General features: G+C 56.1%; 13 protein-coding genes. 1 reads left to right on the top strand and 12 read right to left on the bottom strand.

Annotation, left to right across the window (positions count from 1 at the left end; all coding sequences use genetic code 11):
• Window positions 1–240 precede the first annotated feature (240 nt).
• From fdhF to AC2FLG_RS05870, 12 genes are all read right to left on the bottom strand, one after another.
• Complete coding sequence (gene fdhF, locus AC2FLG_RS05815; protein ID WP_496705406.1) at window positions 241–3,024, bottom strand: formate dehydrogenase subunit alpha; 2,784 nt, start codon at window positions 3,022–3,024, stop codon at window positions 241–243.
• 13 nt (window positions 3,025–3,037) lie between these two features.
• Window positions 3,038–4,741: an NAD(P)H-dependent oxidoreductase subunit E gene (locus AC2FLG_RS05820; protein WP_496705408.1), complete on the bottom strand. Its 1,704-nt coding sequence runs from the start codon at window positions 4,739–4,741 to the stop codon at window positions 3,038–3,040.
• A gap of 85 nt (window positions 4,742–4,826) precedes the next feature.
• Complete coding sequence (locus AC2FLG_RS05825) at window positions 4,827–5,708, bottom strand: LysR family transcriptional regulator (protein WP_142640095.1); 882 nt, start codon at window positions 5,706–5,708, stop codon at window positions 4,827–4,829.
• 282 nt (window positions 5,709–5,990) lie between these two features.
• Entirely contained in the window at window positions 5,991–7,772 is a 1,782-nt protein-coding gene (locus AC2FLG_RS05830) for a thiamine pyrophosphate-binding protein (RefSeq protein WP_496705410.1), read from the bottom strand.
• Window positions 7,772–9,181 (bottom strand): aldehyde dehydrogenase family protein, encoded by a 1,410-nt coding sequence (locus AC2FLG_RS05835; protein WP_496705412.1) that lies wholly within the window; start codon window positions 9,179–9,181, stop codon window positions 7,772–7,774. Before AC2FLG_RS05835 ends, AC2FLG_RS05830 begins: the two co-directional genes overlap by 1 nt.
• Window positions 9,162–10,091: a sugar phosphate isomerase/epimerase family protein gene (locus AC2FLG_RS05840; protein WP_496705414.1), complete on the bottom strand. Its 930-nt coding sequence runs from the start codon at window positions 10,089–10,091 to the stop codon at window positions 9,162–9,164. Before AC2FLG_RS05840 ends, AC2FLG_RS05835 begins: the two co-directional genes overlap by 20 nt.
• Before the next feature lie 435 nt (window positions 10,092–10,526).
• Complete coding sequence (locus AC2FLG_RS05845; protein WP_496701101.1) at window positions 10,527–11,363, bottom strand: citryl-CoA lyase; 837 nt, start codon at window positions 11,361–11,363, stop codon at window positions 10,527–10,529.
• Window positions 11,360–13,252, bottom strand: coding sequence for a bifunctional sugar phosphate isomerase/epimerase/4-hydroxyphenylpyruvate dioxygenase family protein (locus tag AC2FLG_RS05850; RefSeq protein ID WP_496705416.1), 1,893 nt, complete (start codon window positions 13,250–13,252; stop codon window positions 11,360–11,362). The genes AC2FLG_RS05845 and AC2FLG_RS05850 overlap by 4 nt, the downstream gene beginning before the upstream one ends.
• Window positions 13,252–14,547: a TRAP transporter large permease gene (locus AC2FLG_RS05855; RefSeq protein WP_496705417.1), complete on the bottom strand. Its 1,296-nt coding sequence runs from the start codon at window positions 14,545–14,547 to the stop codon at window positions 13,252–13,254. Before AC2FLG_RS05855 ends, AC2FLG_RS05850 begins: the two co-directional genes overlap by 1 nt.
• Complete coding sequence (locus AC2FLG_RS05860; RefSeq protein ID WP_496692302.1) at window positions 14,544–15,119, bottom strand: TRAP transporter small permease; 576 nt, start codon at window positions 15,117–15,119, stop codon at window positions 14,544–14,546. The genes AC2FLG_RS05855 and AC2FLG_RS05860 overlap by 4 nt, the downstream gene beginning before the upstream one ends.
• 30 nt (window positions 15,120–15,149) lie before the next feature.
• On the bottom strand, window positions 15,150–16,160 hold the full coding sequence (dctP, locus tag AC2FLG_RS05865) for a TRAP transporter substrate-binding protein DctP (protein WP_496705418.1): 1,011 nt from the start codon (window positions 16,158–16,160) through the stop codon (window positions 15,150–15,152).
• Window positions 16,161–16,260: 100 nt separating this feature from the next.
• Entirely contained in the window at window positions 16,261–17,478 is a 1,218-nt protein-coding gene (locus AC2FLG_RS05870; RefSeq protein ID WP_496705419.1) for a Gfo/Idh/MocA family protein, read from the bottom strand.
• A gap of 74 nt (window positions 17,479–17,552) precedes the next feature.
• On the opposite strand from AC2FLG_RS05870, the gene AC2FLG_RS05875 reads away from it, so the two are divergent.
• Window positions 17,553–18,206: a GntR family transcriptional regulator gene (locus tag AC2FLG_RS05875; RefSeq protein WP_496692299.1), complete on the top strand. Its 654-nt coding sequence runs from the start codon at window positions 17,553–17,555 to the stop codon at window positions 18,204–18,206.
• Window positions 18,207–18,340: the final 134 nt, after the last annotated feature.

Consider the following 18,340-nt stretch of genomic DNA (forward strand, 5'->3'; position numbering starts at 1 on the left):
GTTCGGGCCCTGCGCAATCGGTTCCCCAATTTCGTTTCCAAACCCAATCAAGACCTAACCTGACGACCGCAAAATGGGCGCTTTGGTGGCGTTTTCTTAGGCTCAAAATTGCTGAAACCAGAGAAATATGGCGCAAATGGCGCAAAGCTGAGTGGGAAATGCCTATTTCCGCGTTGACGTCGCGGAAACCTAAAAGGGCGACCTCGTAAGGCCGCCCTCAAAAATTCTACTCCGACACTCTTACTCAGCCGCGATTGCGTCTTCGATCTTTTCAACGCGAATGGCTGAGAATTTGAACTCAGGGATTTTACCATAAGGGTCGATGGCCGAGTTGGTCAGGATATTCGCCGCCGCCTCAACATAGGCAAAGGGGATGAACACCATGTCCTCTGCAATCGCCCGGTCAGCACGCACCATGATCTCGATCGAGCCGCGACGGGTGGTCAGGCGAATGGTCTCGCCCGGTTCAATTCCCATCAGCTTCAACTGGCGCGGGTTCATCGAGCAGTTGGCCTCTGGTTCAACCGCATCCAGCACCGTGGCCCGGCGGGTCATTGACCCTGTGTGCCAATGTTCAAGCTGACGACCCGTGGTGGCGATCATCGGATACTCCTCATCCGGCGCTTCATCCGGCTGGATCACACTGGCAGGAGTGAACTTGGCCCGCCCATCGGCACGAGGGAAGCCATCACCAAACACAATCGCTTGGCCCGGATCGGTCTCAGACAGCGACGGGTAGGTGATTGTTTCGGTCTCCAGCCGCTCCCAGGTGATGTTGTCGAGAGACTCCATCGTCAGCTTCATCTCGGCAAACACTTCGGACACATCCGAATAAGACCAGTTCAGACCAATGCGCTGCGCAAGTTCGATGGTGATTTTCCAATCCTCGCGCGCCTCGCCCGGAGGCGCCACAGCCGGACGCACTCGTTGTACCTGACGGTTGGTGTTCGACACGGTGCCGTTCTTTTCATACAGCGCCGAGGCAGGCAGGATGATGTCGGCGTAGTTCGCCGTTTCGGTCAGGAAGATGTCCTGCACGATCATCAACTCCAGCTTGGCCAGCGCGTCCCGCGCGTGGCCTACATCGGGGTCGGACATGGCTGGGTTTTCACCCTGAATATACATGCCCTTGATATTGCCCGCATATGCTTGATCGATGATTTCAGTGACGGTCAGGCCTTTTTCGTTCGAGAAATCCTCAGATCCCCAGACCGAGGTGAACTGTGCCCGGATGTTGTCATCGGTCACCGTTTTGTAATCGGGCAGGAACATCGGGATCAGGCCCGCGTCCGACGCGCCCTGCACATTGTTCTGACCGCGCAGCGGGTGCAGGCCCGCGCCGGGTTTACCAACGTTGCCGGTCATCAACGCCAGCGAGATCAGGCATCGCGAGTTATCCGTACCGTGGATGTGCTGACTGACGCCCATACCCCAGAAAATAAGCCCGGCCTTGGCCTGTGCAAAGATGCGCGCCACGCGGCGCAACTGATCGGGTTCGATACCGCAGATCGGGGCCATCGCTTCGGGGGTGAAGGCGCGCAGGTGTTCCTTCTCGGCCTCCCAGTTCTCGGTCCAGCGGTGGATGTACTGGCTGTCATACAGCTCTTCCTCTACGATCACGTTCATGATCGCGTTCAGCATCGAGACATCGGCACCGGGGCGGAATTGCAGCATCTCATCGGCAAATTTACGCATGCCGACACCACGTGGGTCCATCACGATCAGCTTGCCGCCGCGCTTGGTGAACTGCTTGAAATAGGTCGCCGCAACGGGGTGGTTCTCAATCGGGTTGGCCCCGATGATGATGGCCACATCCGCGTTTTCGATCTCGTTAAAGGTTGCGGTCACAGCACCCGAACCGACGTTTTCAATCAGCGCCGCCACCGATGAGGCGTGGCACAGACGCGTGCAGTGGTCGACATTGTTGTGCCCAAATCCCTGACGAATGAACTTCTGGAACAGATATGCTTCTTCGTTGGTGCATTTGGCCGAGCCAAAGCCCGCGACATTGCGTGGGTCCTGATCGCGCAACACCTTCAGTCTGGAGGACGCCAGGTCCATCGCCTCTTCCCAGGTCGCTTCGCGGAAATGGGTCGACAGGTTCGAAGGGTCGACATTCAACCCCTTGGCGGGCGCATCCTCACGCCGGATCAGCGGTTTGGTCAGGCGGTGTGGGTGGTGGATGTAGTCGAAACCAAAGCGGCCTTTGACGCACAAGCGGCCTTCGTTGGCCGGGCCGTTGATGCCTTCGACATACTTGACCTTGCCGTCCTTGACCTTCAGCGAGACCTTGCAGCCGACGCCGCAGAACGGGCAGACGCTTTCGGTCTCGGAATCATAATCCTTGCTGTCGCCCTGCTGCTTTTCGTCCAACACAGTGGCTGGCATCAATGCACCGGTCGGACAGGCCTGAACGCATTCACCACAGGCCACACAAGTTGAATCGCCCATCGGGTCGTTCTGATCGAACACCACTTGCGCGGTGTGACCACGCCCGGCCATCCCGATCACATCATTGACCTGCACATCCCGGCAGGCCCGGACGCAGAGGTTGCAGTTGATGCAAGCATCCAGATTAACCCGCATCGCGATATGGCTGTCATCCAGCAACGGGATTTTCTCGGCCTCTTTGGCAGGGAACCGGCTGTTGCTGACATCGTTCAGTTCGGCCATGTCCCAGAAATGGCTGGATTTATCGTGCGCCTCTTCGGGTTGATCGGCGACCAGCAATTCCATGACCATTGCGCGCGATTTCTCGGCACGGTCGCTGTCGGTTTTCACCACCATGCCGTCCGCCGCAGGGCGAATGCACGAAGCGACAAGAGTGCGCTCGCCTTCCACCTCGACCATGCAGGCGCGGCAGTTGCCGTCGGGTTTATAGCCCGGCTGCGGCTTATGACACAGGTGCGGAATGGTGAACCCCTGCCCCTTGGCGGCTTCCCAGATGGTCCAGCCCTCGGGGACGGTGACGTCATCGCCGTTCAGGTTGAAGGTGACGGTCTTGGTTGGGCTTGCATCAAGCATGGCTCTGTCTCCCTCAGATTTCGTCAGCGAAATGTTTCATGACCAGGCGGATCGGGTTCGGGGCCGCCTGCCCCAGACCGCAGATCGAGGCATCGCCCATGACCTGACACAGGTCTTCCAGTAAATCCTGGTCCCACGTGTCAGCCTGCATCAGCTTAACCGCCTTTTCGCAGCCCGCCCGGCAGGGCGTGCACTGGCCACAGCTTTCATCTTCGAAGAACCGCAGCATGTTCAGCGCCGCATCGCGGGCAGTGTCCTGATCGGACAGAACCACCACAGCGGCGGATCCGATAAAAGTGCCATGTGGCTGCAGCGTGTCAAAATCCAATGGGATATCGTCCATCGACGCAGGCAGCAGACCCGAGGATGGACCGCCGGGCTGATACGCCTTGAAGGTCTGCCCTTCGACCATGCCACCAGCGGCCTCAATCACGTCCAAAATGGTCGAACCCGCCGGCAGCAGGTAAACACCCGGCTTGGCCACCCGCCCCGAGATTGAATAGCTGCGCAGGCCCTTGCGACCATTTTTTTCGACAGAGTTCAGAATCTGCGGCCCTTCGCGGCAGATTTTCGACACCCAATAGAGCGTCTCGACATTGTGCACCAAGGTCGGACGGTTAAAGACCCCAACCTGCGCCACAAACGGAGGCCGGTGACGCGGCAAGCCTTTCTTGCCTTCGATCGACTCGATCATCGCGGATTCTTCGCCGCATATATAGGCACCGGCGCCCCGGCGCAGATCGATATATCCCTTTTCAACCAGGCCAGCTTGTTCCAGCTCGGCAATCTCGCGGCGCAGAATTTCCAGCACCGCCGGATATTCATCGCGCATGTAGATAAAGCAGGTCTCGGCCTCGACCGCCCATGCGGCTATCAGCATGCCTTCAAGGAAGACATGCGGCGAACGTTCAAGGTAATAGCGGTCTTTGAACGTGCCAGGCTCGCCTTCATCGCCATTCACGGCCAGATGACGGGTGCCTTCGTTCATGCGAACGAAGCCCCATTTCTTGCCGGACGGGAAGCCAGCTCCACCCAGACCGCGCAAGCCCGAGGACAGGATGTCTTCCTGTACTTTCTCCCAATCACCGCTCTCGCGCAGCTCTTTCAGCTTGGCATAGCCGCCGTTTGCTTCATATGCCGCAAAGGTTTCATAGGCGGGCAAATGGGCGTGGGTATCATCCGCAGCAATCGCCGCCTGCACCTTTTCAGGAGTGGCATAGTCGATATGGTTATGCCCGATTTCCAGCACCGGCGCAGTATCGCAACGACCCATGCAAGGCGCACGCAGGACACGGACGTTGGAAGGATCAAGACCGTCTTCCAACGCCTTTTGCAACTGCTGGGCACCGGCCATTTCGCAGGACAGGGAATCGCAGACGCGGATGGTCAGCGCGGGCGGCGGGGCTTCATCCTCTTTCACCACATCGAAATGGGCATAGAAGGTGGCGGTCTCATATATCTCGGCCTGACCAATCCGCATCTCGACTGCAAGCGCGGCAATGTGGTCAGCGCTGATATGGCCGTGTTCGTCCTGAACCAGATGCAGAAATTCGATCAAAAGGTCGCGACGGCGGGGGCGATCCCCCAGCAAGCGCGCAATCTCGGCCGCCGCCTCATCCGTGAACTGACGGCCTTTGGGCGTGTGCCGCCCCTTGCCTTTACCTGACTTCCAGACGCCCTTTGGCGCGCCTGATGGCTTGGTATCTAATGGTGCCATGATGCCCTCCGATTCAGGCCCCGTGTCTCATCAGACTAGCATATCGTCAAATCGCATATTTCAATCGCACGATAACGACACCTTATCACCGCAAAGACGTCACCACCGCGCGCAGCGCTCCAACCGTTGGCAGTTCCGGATCGCGTGTCAGGGTCGCCAGACAGATAGGTTTGCTGACCACCGGATCGACCAAAGGCAGAACCTTTGTTCCCTTCAGATCCCCCAACGCCCGTACCAACACGCGTGGCACCACTGTGGCCGCCAATCCCTCACGCGCCATAACCATTGAGGCAGTGAACCCGCTGGTTTCCGCGACCACATGAGGATGCAGGCCCTGTTCGGCGAAAATCCGGTCTAATATGCGGCGGTTCTGCATCTGCGGTTCAAGTAGGCTGACCGGAAATTCGGCGACCCGTGCCCAGGGAATTGGCCCCGTCTCGTCTGTCATATGAGACGGGATCAACAGGACATAGGTTTCTTCATACAGCGACTGTACCTGCCGCAAATCGGTGCCGATACTGTCGCCATATGTGATGCCCGCATCCAGACTGCCTTCGTCCAGCCGATGTTGAATGGCCGTAGCCGACATCGTTTCGATCCGAGTGATGATGCGCGGATGCGCCTGCTGCAGACGCTTGATCAACCGGCCCGTAAAGGCGATTGCAGTCGGGATCACGCCCAGTATCAGAGTCCCCGTGATTTCCCCCTTTGCCGCCTGCACCTGCTGTTCCAAGGCCTTGGTGTCGTCCAGAATGCGCCGCGCCCGCTGGACAATCATCTCGCCCTCTTCGGTCAGGCCCTGAAACCGGTTGGCGCGGCGGACGATGGACACGCCCAACCGATCCTCTAGGTTGCGAATACGCATTGAAAACGCAGGCTGGGAAATCCCGCATTCCTCGGCTGCCTTTGCAAAATGCCGGTGCCGCGCCAAAGCGCTGAGCAGTTGCAGGTCGCGGATTTCGATCATGTGGCGGCATCACTCATATCAGGTCGGTGCCGACACTAGCGGAATTCCTTGGGATGAGGAAAGCAGGAGTTAAACCCGGCCCCTCAACTCCGCATTCAACATCATGCGCCAAACGTTGCCACGCAATGTCTGAAGGACCCCGGCGCTTTGGAGGTGTTCCTCTTTTTGTAGCCCGCTACTGGTGATGCTGTTTGATGTTTCTTCGCTCACCTCTGCGAGAATGAAACCACTGCAGGTCTGTTCGAGGCATACCCCCGGTGAGGCGTTCCTCGAACAGGCTTTTCACGTCGCTACGTGGGATACATCTTTGTCTGGTGAGTATATGTCCAAGATGTTCCAATGTCCGGTCGTTGGTGTCGGATTATTGATCATTGGGACATCAAGAACAGTGGGTTTGCCGCTGGCTATCGCCGCTTCCAATGCGGGCAACAGCTCGTCAGCAGCGCCCAGCCTGTGCCCCTCTGCGCCGTAGGCCCGTGCAATTTCTGCATAACCCGGTCCGTTGGCCGGCGCTTCGGCCGACCCTGGGAAGGTTGTACCATAGGTTAAACCGTAATGCGCCTTCTGAAGACCTGCGATCGTGCCGAAGGCGTTGTTGTTCATAACCAGCCAGATGATACCCAGATCAAGCTCGACCGCAGTCGCAAGCATCGACGGGTTTTGGCCGAAACCACCATCACCAACCAGGCTGATCACCACGTGATCAGGTGCTGCCAGCTTCGCGCCGATCGCGCCCGGAGGGCCAAAACCCATTGTAGCAAAACCACCTGGGGTCAGGATCGAACCGGGTGTCAGGATGTCGAACTGTTGTCCGACGCCGTTCTTGTTCCATCCGACGTCCGTCGTGATGATGGAATCCTCGGGCAGTGCCTTGCGGGTATCTGCCAGAATACGCTCGGGCATCATCGGAAACGCTGATGAGGTGGCCATTTCCACATTGCGCGCTTTGAAGCCCATCCGGAAATCAGCAATCTTTTGTTCAACAGCGGGGCGCTTGAAACCGCCCGGATACATTTTGCGGGCAACCCGGTTGAGGACGCGCAACGCGGCCTTGGCATCCGCAACAACGCCGATCTCGGTGGGATAGTTCCGACCGATCTCCTGCGGCTCAATGTCGATATGAATGACCTTCGATCCGGGAATGTTGAACGTGTAGCCAGGGTACCAACTTGAACAATCAGCCTCTTTGAACCGAGTGCCTACGGCAAAGATGTAGTCCGCGTTCAGGCAAGACTGATTAACCAACTCGGTGCCCCAAAACCCGGTCATTCCCAAAACAAGCGGATGGTCGTCCCGCAGGGCGCCTTTACCCATCAAGGAATGCGCGACGGGCAGTCCCATGTGTTCAACGAACTCGCGCAGTTCCTCGCTGGCCTGTGCCAGTAGGATACCACCTCCTACATAGGCGACCGGATTTCCGGCTTTGGCCAACGCTTCGACAATCTCTCGCGCTGTCTCGTCGTCAATCGACGGTTTCTTGAGCGCGCGCGTGTTGTCGCGGATACGGTCGAAACTGTCCGCGGGGATCACCTCTGAAAAAATGTCCATAGGGACATTGACCAGCACCGGTCCGGGCTGACCACTTTCGGCCAGATGGAACGCCTTCTCCAGTATCTCAGCCATCAGGTCAGCGCGGTCCACCCGCCAGGCGCGTTTGACAAAGGGGCGATAAATCTCCCACTGGGCAGCGTCCGCGTGCAGGTTAACCTCCTGATGCGGATGCTTGCCATAGTAATGCGTAGGAATGTCACCCGCGATCACGACCATGGGGATACAATCCAATGCCGCATTGGCGACCCCGGTGGCGCAATTAGTTAGTCCCGGGGAGAGATGGGACAACACCACCGAAGCCTTGCCCGTCACGCGCGCATAAGCGTCCGCCGCGTGGCTGGCGATCTGTTCGTGCCGTACGGTGACGAAATCGATGGGACTTTCCGCCAGCGCAGCCAGAACCGCGATATTCGTGTGGCCGCACAGGCCGAATACGTGCTTGACCTCACGGCGTTCGAGAAAGTCAACGATGTGTTCGGCAACGGTTTTGCCTTCCAGTTTCGCTCGGTCCATCACGCGACCTCCTGTCCGTAGAATTCACCGAACAAGTCCGCCTCCGAGGGGCGATCCTCAGGGATCGGGCGGCTGACCCAAGTGTAGTTCATCATATGTTTCATGGTGACGTTTTCATTGGTGATATTGCCGCCCCAGATGCCGCAGCCGAGGCTGCTGGTCATAGGCATGCCATTGGTCCAAGCACCAGCGTTGGCCTTGGACTGAGGCTGTCGAACCATCATGCGGCTGACCGGAGCCAGACGCGCCAACCGATCGATGTGATCGTCGTTGTGGCTATAAATCCCGCAAGAATGGCCCTTACCTCCGGTGTTGTAGATCTGGCTGACCGTTTCCAGCGCGTCATCGAAAGTGTCAAAGTGGTAAAGCGCCATCAGCGTGGTCAGTTTCTCCTTCGAGAACTTATGCTGCGGCCCGATTTGCCCCTGATTTTCAACCATCAGGAATTTGCGATCTTCTGGGATCGAGAAACCGGCGACTTTGGCCGTTTGCTGAGGCGGACAGGCGATGGTCGGGAACGTACGGTTTCCTTTCTCATCCCACATGGCTGCTTCAAGCATGGCCTTCTCTACGTCAGAACAAAGATAACCACCTTCGGCTTCAAGCGCCTTAACCATATCATCGTAAACCGAGCGCTGAATGATAATGTTGCCATCTGCCGAACAACCAGACCCAAAGTCAGACGTCTTTGAAATCCGTGTATTCTGGGCAGCGATATCCAGATCCGCAGTTTCATCAATGACTATAGACGAATTGCCTGCGCCGACACCGTAAGCCGGACGCCCTGAACTATAGGCCGCTTTGACCATCGGCTTCCCACCTGTGGCCAGCGTCAGATCACAAATCTCCATCAGGTGCTGGGTAAGAGGGATCGAAGGTTTGCGGATCGATTGGAACAAGTTTTCCGGGGCTCCTGCTGCTCGACAGGCTGCGCGCATAACCTCGACGATTTCATAGGTCGTGACTGCTGTGCGTGGATGCGGGCTGAAGATGACCGCATTACGGGCGTTAGCGGCGGAAACACCGGTCACCGGTGGTGTCATCGCCGGGTTTGTCATTGGGATCAGGGATGCGATCACACCCGCAGGCTTGGCGTATTTCACCAGGCCTTTTTCCTCATCAACCTCGACGATCCCAGTCGACGGGGTGCGCAGGACATCGCGCAGTACCATGTGTATTTTGAACCGCTTTGCAGGGCGTCCTTCGCGGTCACCAATGCCGCTTTCGTCCACCCCCTGCTGAGCCAATCGCGTAAAGGTTTTTTCGTTCCCCGCGTACCACGCTATGGCCTGAGACAGACGGTCCAGCCTGTCCTGTTCCCAATCCTCGATTTTGGCCATGGCCGCGCGGGCACGTTCCAACATATCAGCCGCCAGTCGGCGGTCGTCTTCAGTGAGCTCTTTGCCCATGATGATCCTCTTGGTGTTTTAGAATTGCTGCATTGGGCATACGGCGCTGAGATCGCGCCTCACCGAATGTTCGCTTGGCGTGGCTCAGACAGCGACGCGCGTGCTCTTCGTATCCCAACTCGGCAACGCGGCTTTGGTTGGGCAGTTCAATGGAATAGTCGACAGGGGGCATCCGCTCGATGATGCCGGTGAAATCAATCCAACCTTCACCGGGATAAAGCCGCGCATCGCGGGCCAGTTGGATCATGCCCTCACGCGTATCCGCGATGCCTGGTAGACAGTCAGAGATATGCAGAAAGTGAAACAAGTCCGAGGGGACGTGCAGCAGTTCTCCCAGATCCACCCGGCTTAGGTGCAGATAAAGCGTATCGACCAGGATACCGCCATTCGGCTGATCGGAGGCGCGGACAATATCCAGCGCCTCATCCAGAGTACGCAGGCGTGAAAAGCTGGGGAACTCCAGATCGACCGTCAGCCCGTAGGGCGCGGCCAGTTCGCAGGTCTCGGAATAGACGTCAATCAGGAAGTCGCGATCATCGCGGGTGTTGGTCCACGCGCTCATGATCATACGCTTTGCACCAAGCTCTCCGCCTATTTCCAGAGAGGGTTCAAAACTGCGCGGGTCGACATCTTCGGTGATGCGCGCAAGCTCGACATCAAGAACTTTCAAGCCCGTCGTGGAAAGAGCGGTTTTGGTGGCCTGCACCTGTGCCTTGTCGATCGGGGATTGAGTAAACTCACCGGGCACATGCATCGGAATGAATCGCGGGCTGACGGCATCGTAACCGGCCCGGGCAGCAATGTAGACTAGCTCGGGCGGCGTGCAGCCGATCAGCGTCAGATGCGCCAAGGAATAGAGAGAGAGGCATGAGCCGGCCTCTTCGGGTTTCACCATGAACGACAGCTCCATACGTCTGCGAATCTAATTTTCATCATACTTAGTAAAAAATATCTGATATTTTTTAAAATATCAACTCTTAGCGACGCGGCTTAAAGTGAAACCACCGGACGGGCTCCCGAGCGGGTTTAATTATTTTTTTACAGCGACTTATATGGCAATCCAATCGCTCTAAACTGGCGAGGCCCCACAGAGGCATCGTTAAATCGGACGCGTCTGCGCCGTGATCATCACCGGAATAGGCAGGCCAATCAGCCAGAACCCTGGCGCCATCAAGGCGCGCAGGCTCTGGCGATGCCGTATTGATCGGACTTGGTGCGGTTTTCTAGAAGATCGAGGTTGCCGCAGATCATGACTTTGGCATTGGGAATTTTTGAATGTGGTTTTAGATCGACATCGTTTACACGACCAACGCCAACAGGGCCGGACCGGAAAGATTTCGATGTCTCACATCTCATCATTCCTGTCTTCGTAGAGGGGTAAGTAATTCGGGGGCATAGGGCCTTTGTTCCGACCGCCCTGGTTCATCTGTTCCCAGGCGTGGGCAAGTATTCCAACCGAACGGGACAAGCAAAACAGCCCCCGCGACAGGGGCGCGGGAAAGCCAAGTTCGCAAAAGATCACGGCTGTCGCGCCATCGATGTTCATCGCAATCGGCCGACCGCCCCGTTGACTACCAAGTTCGGCCTGAACCCCTTCTCCGATGTCTGCAAAGCGACCTGAAACGGTGCCTTCATTTGCCGCATTGCGAACGAGCTGCATCAGCCGGGGTGCACGCGGATCGACGGGCTTGTGAAACCGGTGTCCGAAACCTGAAACGATCTTGCCGTAAGTCTCGCGCCAACTGTCCAGACCATTCCGAACAGCATCATTCAGCGATGCCCCGGCATCTATGCGATCGGCGATATCATAATAAAGCTCGGCGCACTGCTCGCCTGCTCCGCCATGTACATCGCCCAGCATATTCACTGCAGTCGCCATCGCATTATTGAGACCTACTCCACAAGTAGCAGCCATGCGCGCAGCCGCAATCGAGGGAGCCTGCGGGCCGTGATCCACACCGGCGACCAGAGCGGCCTCAAACAGGCGCGCCTGAGCATCGCCCGGCAGATCGCCTCGCACCATCATCCAGATCATCTGCGGAAAGGATACATTCCCGATCAGGTCCTCTATGGCGTTGCCACGAAATGCGATGTACCCGGGCTTCATATCGATGATGGAGGTGCGCCACCATTGGCGAACGGCGCGCTCATCACTTGTCATGTTTTCATCCAGTGCGCTCATGGCGTTTGCACCTCTTTCGCCGCCTGAGTTTTCCTTTGCGCGGCGAGGCGAATAGGGGCGTTGCGCGCGCCAAAACCTGCATATCCAGCGCGGCGTTCAACGATTTCAAAGAAAAAGCCGTTGAAAACGGGACGGCTATAGATCTGAAAATACTCTGCTCCCCCCGCGCGATCATAGAGGATATTGCCCCCACGCAGTTGGGTGATCAGGTCGTCACTCACCCCAAAAGTCGCCTGCAGATCTGCATAATAGTTTTCTGGAATAGTCAGGCTGGGGAAACCAGACTTAAGCAGTTGAGCAGAGGTTTCAAAAATATCGTCGGACTGGAAGGCGATATGTTGAACACCTGCCCCAAAGCCTTCTTCAAGGAACGATGCCGCCAGCGTTCGGCGACCGACGGCCCCGTTCAAGTTCAGACGCACTTCGCCTTCGGGGCTTTCGATGGCCTGGCTTTGCACGACGCCCGACGGGTCGGCCACGTTCACGATTGGCGACTTTGCCATGTCGAAGGTCGAGATGTAATACAGCAGCCAGCTTTGCATTTCATCGTGGCGCATTGTCTGTGCCAGATGGTCGATACGGCGCAATCCGGCGGGTTGCATGGCTTTGGTTTTGGCAACCGGCTCGAATTCGATATCCCAAACCCGATGCAGATCGGATTTCTCATCGATGAAATGAACGACGTTGCCACCAACACCACGGATTGCAGGGATATCCAGCTCTCCTGTTCCCACCGGTTGTAAGAAATTCGGGGCGCCCAGCGCGGTTGCACGTTGAACCGTCTGATCCGCATCTTTGACACGCAATCCCATGTCACAGACCGATGGACCATGGCCCAGAAACGCCGAATGGGCAAAGCCTTCTTTTTCGGTATTCACAACGATGTTGATCGCGCCTTGCCGCCACAATTCGACAGACTTGGTGACGTGCTTTCGCTCCATTCGAAAACACATTGCTGACAGCAAGTCTGCCAGTTGTGCCCCGCTTGTTTCATCGGCTGCAAACTCTACGAATTCGAAGCCGGACGCATAAACGCGTTCTGGCAGGTTTGGGGTTCCAAAGTCTGCTTTCGGCTCGGTCCGTGATACCTCGTCCAAAAGGTTGACCAGGGACCTATAGCTGTCCCGGGCCAGTGTTCGGGCACCGGGCTGTGCCGCCGCTTCGTTCACACGGGCGATAGACCAGGGTCCTATGTATCCTGCTCTGGCCAGCACGCGCACAAAGCCAGCAAGGTTAAGTGATCCAAGCCCAGGTAGAAGCCCGAAGTGCCGTTTGAGTCTGCGAATATCCATCTCAAGCCGGGGCGCATCGGACAGTTGCACATGGAACAGTCGCTCTCCTGGAATATCCCTAAGGCGGGCGGGTTTGGAACCGTCAGCGAGCGAGAAGAAAGAGTTTAAAGCCAGTCCAAAGTAAGGGCTGTCAATCGCCTCGACGACGCGCAACGCCTGTTCGTCCGAGCGAATGAGATCGGACCACGGCAAACCCATATAGGCCAAGCGAAGCCCCTTCCCTTTTGCAATCTCGGTCGCTTCGCTGAGGTCTGAGATCACCTGATCCTCGGTGGCAGCAGGGTCCACTTCGAATGCAGAGCCAATTAGCAGCAGATCCGTTCCCAACTCGCTCATCAGATCGAGTTTGCGCTTCAGCCGATCAAAGGCACGTTCCCGCTCGCTGTCGGCCTGGCCTTCAAGGTTATGGAAGGGTTGCAGCAGACAAATCTTCAGTCCGAGATCTGATGCAATGTCCCGAATTCGCGATGGTGGCCCGTCATAAGCGGTCAAATCCGGTTCATGCAACTCGACACCGCTAAAGCCCGCGTCAGCGATTGCACTTAGTTTTTCGGCCAGATCACCGGGGATCGACGTTGTCGAAACCGAGAGACACATTACCCCTGATACCCAAACATACGCGGCAACCACAGAACCAGATCGGGCATCAGCATCATGATCACCAAGGCGAAAATCAACACCGCCAAGAAGGCCCAAATCTCGGAAATGATTTCACGCAGTGGAATATCCGAAACAGCATTAATTACGAACAGCAGAATCCCGTAGGGCGGCGTGATCAGACCGATCATCGAATTCACGACGACCAGCACACCGAAATGCACCAGATCAATACCAAGCGCTTCGCAAGTGGGGATGAACAAGGGCACAATCACCAGAATGATCGTTGTCGCGTCCAAAACGCACCCCAGGGCAAGGATCAGCAAGTTGACGAGGATCAAGAAGACGATCGGACTGACATCCGAACCTTCCAGCAGCGCCGAGATAGACTGTGGGATTTGCTCCTGAATCACGATGAAGTTCAAAATGAACGCGCCACCAATGACAACTCCAACCGCTGCAGAAGAACGGGCGCTGTCAACGAAGACCTGATAAAGGCCACGGAACGACAAGGCGCGATAGAAGAACCCTGCCAGCAGCAGGGCATAGAGTGCGGCCACGGCCGCGGCCTCGGTCGGTGTCGTGACACCCCCGTAGATGCCATAGAGCAGGATGGCGGGCATTAGCAGCGCAGGAAACGCATTGGCGGTTTTGGCGGGCAATTCGCGCAACGGAACAGGTTCTTCCAAGGCAAAGTTCCGCTTTCCGGCCAGATAATAGTTCATCGCCATGAGGACGACGCCCATTATCAGTCCCGGCAGAATACCGGCCAGAAATAACGAACCGATAGAGGCCTTGGAAACAAGCGCGTACAATACCATCGGGATTGAGGGCGGAATGATAGGGCCGATTGTTGCCGAGGCAGCCGTGATTGCGGCTGCATAGCCTCGGCTATAGCGGCCATCTTTGGTCATCATCTCAATGATGATTTTACCAATTCCCGCCGCATCCGCGACAGCAGAGCCGGACATGCCGGAAAAGATCAGAGATGCCACTACGTTTACGTGTCCGAGGCCACCCTTGAAACGCCCGACCGCCGCAACGCAGAAGTTCAGCAGTCGATCCGTGATCGACCCCGCATTCATGATATTGGCGGCGACAATGAACAAAGGCACGGCAAGCAGGATCGTGCTTTTGTAGAAGCCTTGTAGGATCTTCTCGCCCGCTAGGGCGACATCCAGTCCGGCCGTGCCTAAATATACCAATGAGGCTAAGAGGATGGAATACCCAATAGGTGTCCCAATGCCCGCCAGAAGAAAAAGAGCGAGCAGGCAGGAAAGAAGTTCGATACTCATTTATTAGCTTCCTCGTCGTCTACGACGTCGACACGGGGATGATCGTCAACCACGTTGTACCCAACGACCAGTTCCAACTCTGTTTTTGGAGGGCCATTGCGCAAGACGTCGAAGAATAACCACGCGTATCGCGCTGCTACGACCAGCATGAATACCGCATATATCGAAAACACAGTGCGCAACGGTATCTTCTCGCCCGAGAACGGATTGCGGACAGTCGCTGTCTTGCGGATTTTCATCCAGTCGATGTAGTCCCAGGTCGGCAGGAAGCTATAGAGCATCCCGATCACAATCGCTGCGGCCGCCAGCATTGCAAAGATCTGGCGAACGCGCGTCGGCACCGAAAGATAGATGATGTCGAACTTCACATGATCCCGTTCGCGCACGATAAAGGCGCAGCTGAAGAAGATCACCCAGACCCAAAGAATGCCGATCAATTCTAGCGTCCAACCGGCGGGTGTAAAAAAATACCGCAAGAGAATTTGCAGAAGGAAGATCAGGAAGATTGCCGCCAGCATCCCGCCGGCAATCGCTTCGGTCAGTCGGGAGAACCCCTTGATAAAGGCCTTCATTGCGGTTCTCCCTCTCTTGTCTTGCTGGACTTAGTTGCCCAGAGCGTTAATCCGATCCAGAACCCCCTCGGGCCAAGAGTCAGCGAATTCGCTGTCCAGATACATGGACTGTACCTGATTGCGGAACGCAGCGAGATCAGGTTCGTAAATCTCCATCCCTTGCTCTTTCAGGAAGCTGACAAGGTCCTCTTCTTTCTGAAGCTGCTTTTGGCGACCAGATTCCGCGGCTGCGTCTGCGGCTTCCTGAACTTTAGCCTGCTGTTCCGGTGTCAGCCCGTCCCAGACACCCTTGCCAATGGCGATATAGTTAAGGTCCACCAGATGCGACGTTAGAACGATCTGATTGGTCACTTCATAGAACTTGGCGTCCACCACGGTCGGCAGTGGGTTGTCCTGACCGTCAACCGCACCTGTCGATAGAGCGGTGTAAACCTCTGAGAAGGCCATTGGCGTCGGGGCTGCACCCAGAGCCTTGCCTAGAAATTGCCATGCGTCTGTGCCCGGCATCCGAAGATTCACGCCGTCCAAGTCCGCTGGTGTCGTCACGGTCAGTTCATCTTTGGGCTGGCGCAGGTTCACCTGACGTCGGCCCAGATACATAACCGACAGGAGTTTAACACCCAGCTCTTCCTCAGCCTTTTGCTTGAACGCATCCATCAAGGGATCGGTAAAGACAGCCACCTGATGCGCGGCGTCCTGGTGGACATAGCCAGCAGTAAAGATCGAAAACTCGGGGAAGAACTGCGCGAGTTCCTGCGCCGAGGTAATCGACATTTCCAGGTTGCCCCGGCTGATGGCGTCAAGTTCGGTGCCCTGTGCAAAGATTGTGCCGTTATAGCTGGGCTCATAATTTGCGAACTCGGCAACCATTGGCGCGAAGACATCTGCCATGGCGACCGAGCGCTGGTCGGTCTCCGATCCTGATGTTGCGAGGCGAAGTTGCACTTTGTCTTCCGCCAGCGCACCACTTGTTGCGCTAAACAGAACACCGGTTGCGACCAGGGCTGATACTGCAGCCCTACGGGTAAGTTTGGTAATCACTTTGCTCCTCCCTGAGACATCATGAAGCTTCTTTTTTGCGATTCAGAGTTTTGACCTATTTTGGACATTTTGCAAGATTTTTTACAAAATATCAGATATTTTATACTACTGATACATTTGCCTTTGGCGTATTTTGCAGGCTTTTTATCCTGACCTTCTCGCCCATTCTGCAGGAATTCTGTATAGCTTCAATGACTTGAAGTGTTCTGAAGCCTTCCCATCCGGACACAATCGGATCTGCTTCGTGCCGAGCAACTTCAACAAAGTGCCTGAGTTGATTGACCAGCGGATCAGATGCACCCTTCTTCAACACGGTTGATGAGATTGGCGTCCACCAATCCCGATGATCACCTTGGTAGTTCCATAGTCGAAGATCAGGTACGGACAACGACCCATGAGAACCACCGATCATGTAGCTACTCTCCGCTGTCGACGGATAGATTGGATATTCCTGAGACGTCATCTCCCAGCTCCACGGGGCGACGATGCTGTCGGACACGCTTATGGTCCCAATCGCTCCGCTTTCAAACGTCAACAGCGCCCCGGCGACATCTTCGTTGTCATAACCGCGTTGCGATGAAGCCGACTGCGCCTGTACCGTCACGACCTCTCCGGCCAGATACCGCAGAAGGTCTACATCATGGACAAGATTGACCGAAATGGGTCCTGCACCGGGTTTCTTTCGCCAGGGCGCGGCATCAAAATATTCGTCGGGCTTATAGAACCAGCAATTCGCATGGACAGCACGAACATCCCCAATCCTCCCATCAACAATAGCTTCTTTGGCTGACTTGATCAGGGGGTTATGCCGACGATGATGTCCGACCATCAGAGGCACATTGGCCCTCTCCGCTTCCTGGACAAGCTCCAGTGCTGCGGCAGCTTCCACGGCGATCGGTTTTTCGACGAGAACAGGACACCCATGTCCCACACATGTAAGGCCTTGTTCGACATGAAGCGTCGTAGGGGTCGCAAGCACAGCGCCGTCCGGCGTCTGAGTTGCAAACATTTCCTCAAGGGTCTCGTAGCATGCCACCCCGTGCTCAACGGCGTAAGCACGGCCTTCGTCACTGGGATCGACGACCGCAACAAGGTCAACATGGCGCAACGCCCGGATAGCGTCTGCGTGGCGGCGTCCAACAAGGCCAATGCCAACAATGGCAATGCGAAAGTTCTTAGACACTTTTGCTTCCTTCCGGATGGTTCGAAAAATCCCGAAACCGACATTTGCGACTGAGCTGCATTGCTCAATTTGGACATGAAGGTATTGGGGTTTTCGCGATTCCGCAATAATGTATGATATTTTTATTTTTACCATACATCAGTTGGGATTGCTGATGTCTCCGAAAAATGCTAATTGAACGAAGAAACTGAGAATATCGGGTGAAACGCATGGCGAAACAGCCGTCTACGATAGGTGCAAGCACCTATCAGCGCATCAAGCGGGATATCATCTTCGGGGCCCTGCAACCCGGTTCCAAACTGAAGCTGGACGCATTGAAGGAACGCTATGCGGCGAGCCTTTCGACACTTCGTGAAACCCTAAACAGGCTTGCCAGCGATGGGTTTGTCGAAGCTCCCGAACAACGGGGATTCCTGGTTGCGCCGGTCTCCCGAGAAGACCTGACCGAAATATCAGAGCTGCGTGTCCTGTTGGAATGCCACGCGTTGGAGTTGTCCATTGCGAACGGCGACACGGATTGGGAAGGCAACCTCGTTGCCGCACATCACAAACTGCACCTGATAGAACGGCAACTTCTCAAGGGCGACGAATCCGAGAAAGAAACTTGGAAACGTTATGATTGGGAGTTCCACCAAGCGATGATCGCGGCCTGCAACTCCAAGAACCTTCTGTCTCTGCACTCGATCATCTACGACAAATACTTACGTTATCAGATGCTCGTGCTGACCAATCGTGGCGAAGAAGCCATCAAGGAGCATAAGGGTATGTTCGATGCAGCATTGGCCAGAGACGCGAACACGGCAAAGAGGTTATTGGAAGACCACATTCGAAATGGCCTCGCGCATACCTTGGAGGCTATGTGACCTCTCGCCCCCTTTACTGTGACACCGGTACTTTTAAGCTAAGAGCTGAATACGGTGATGCAGTGCTTCCGATGGCGTCTCAGGATCTAGTTAGAAATCTACATCTTCAGCGTGCCCCTGAGCAGCTCTGATCA

Source organism: Ruegeria sp. CDSA193 (genome assembly GCF_059611885.1).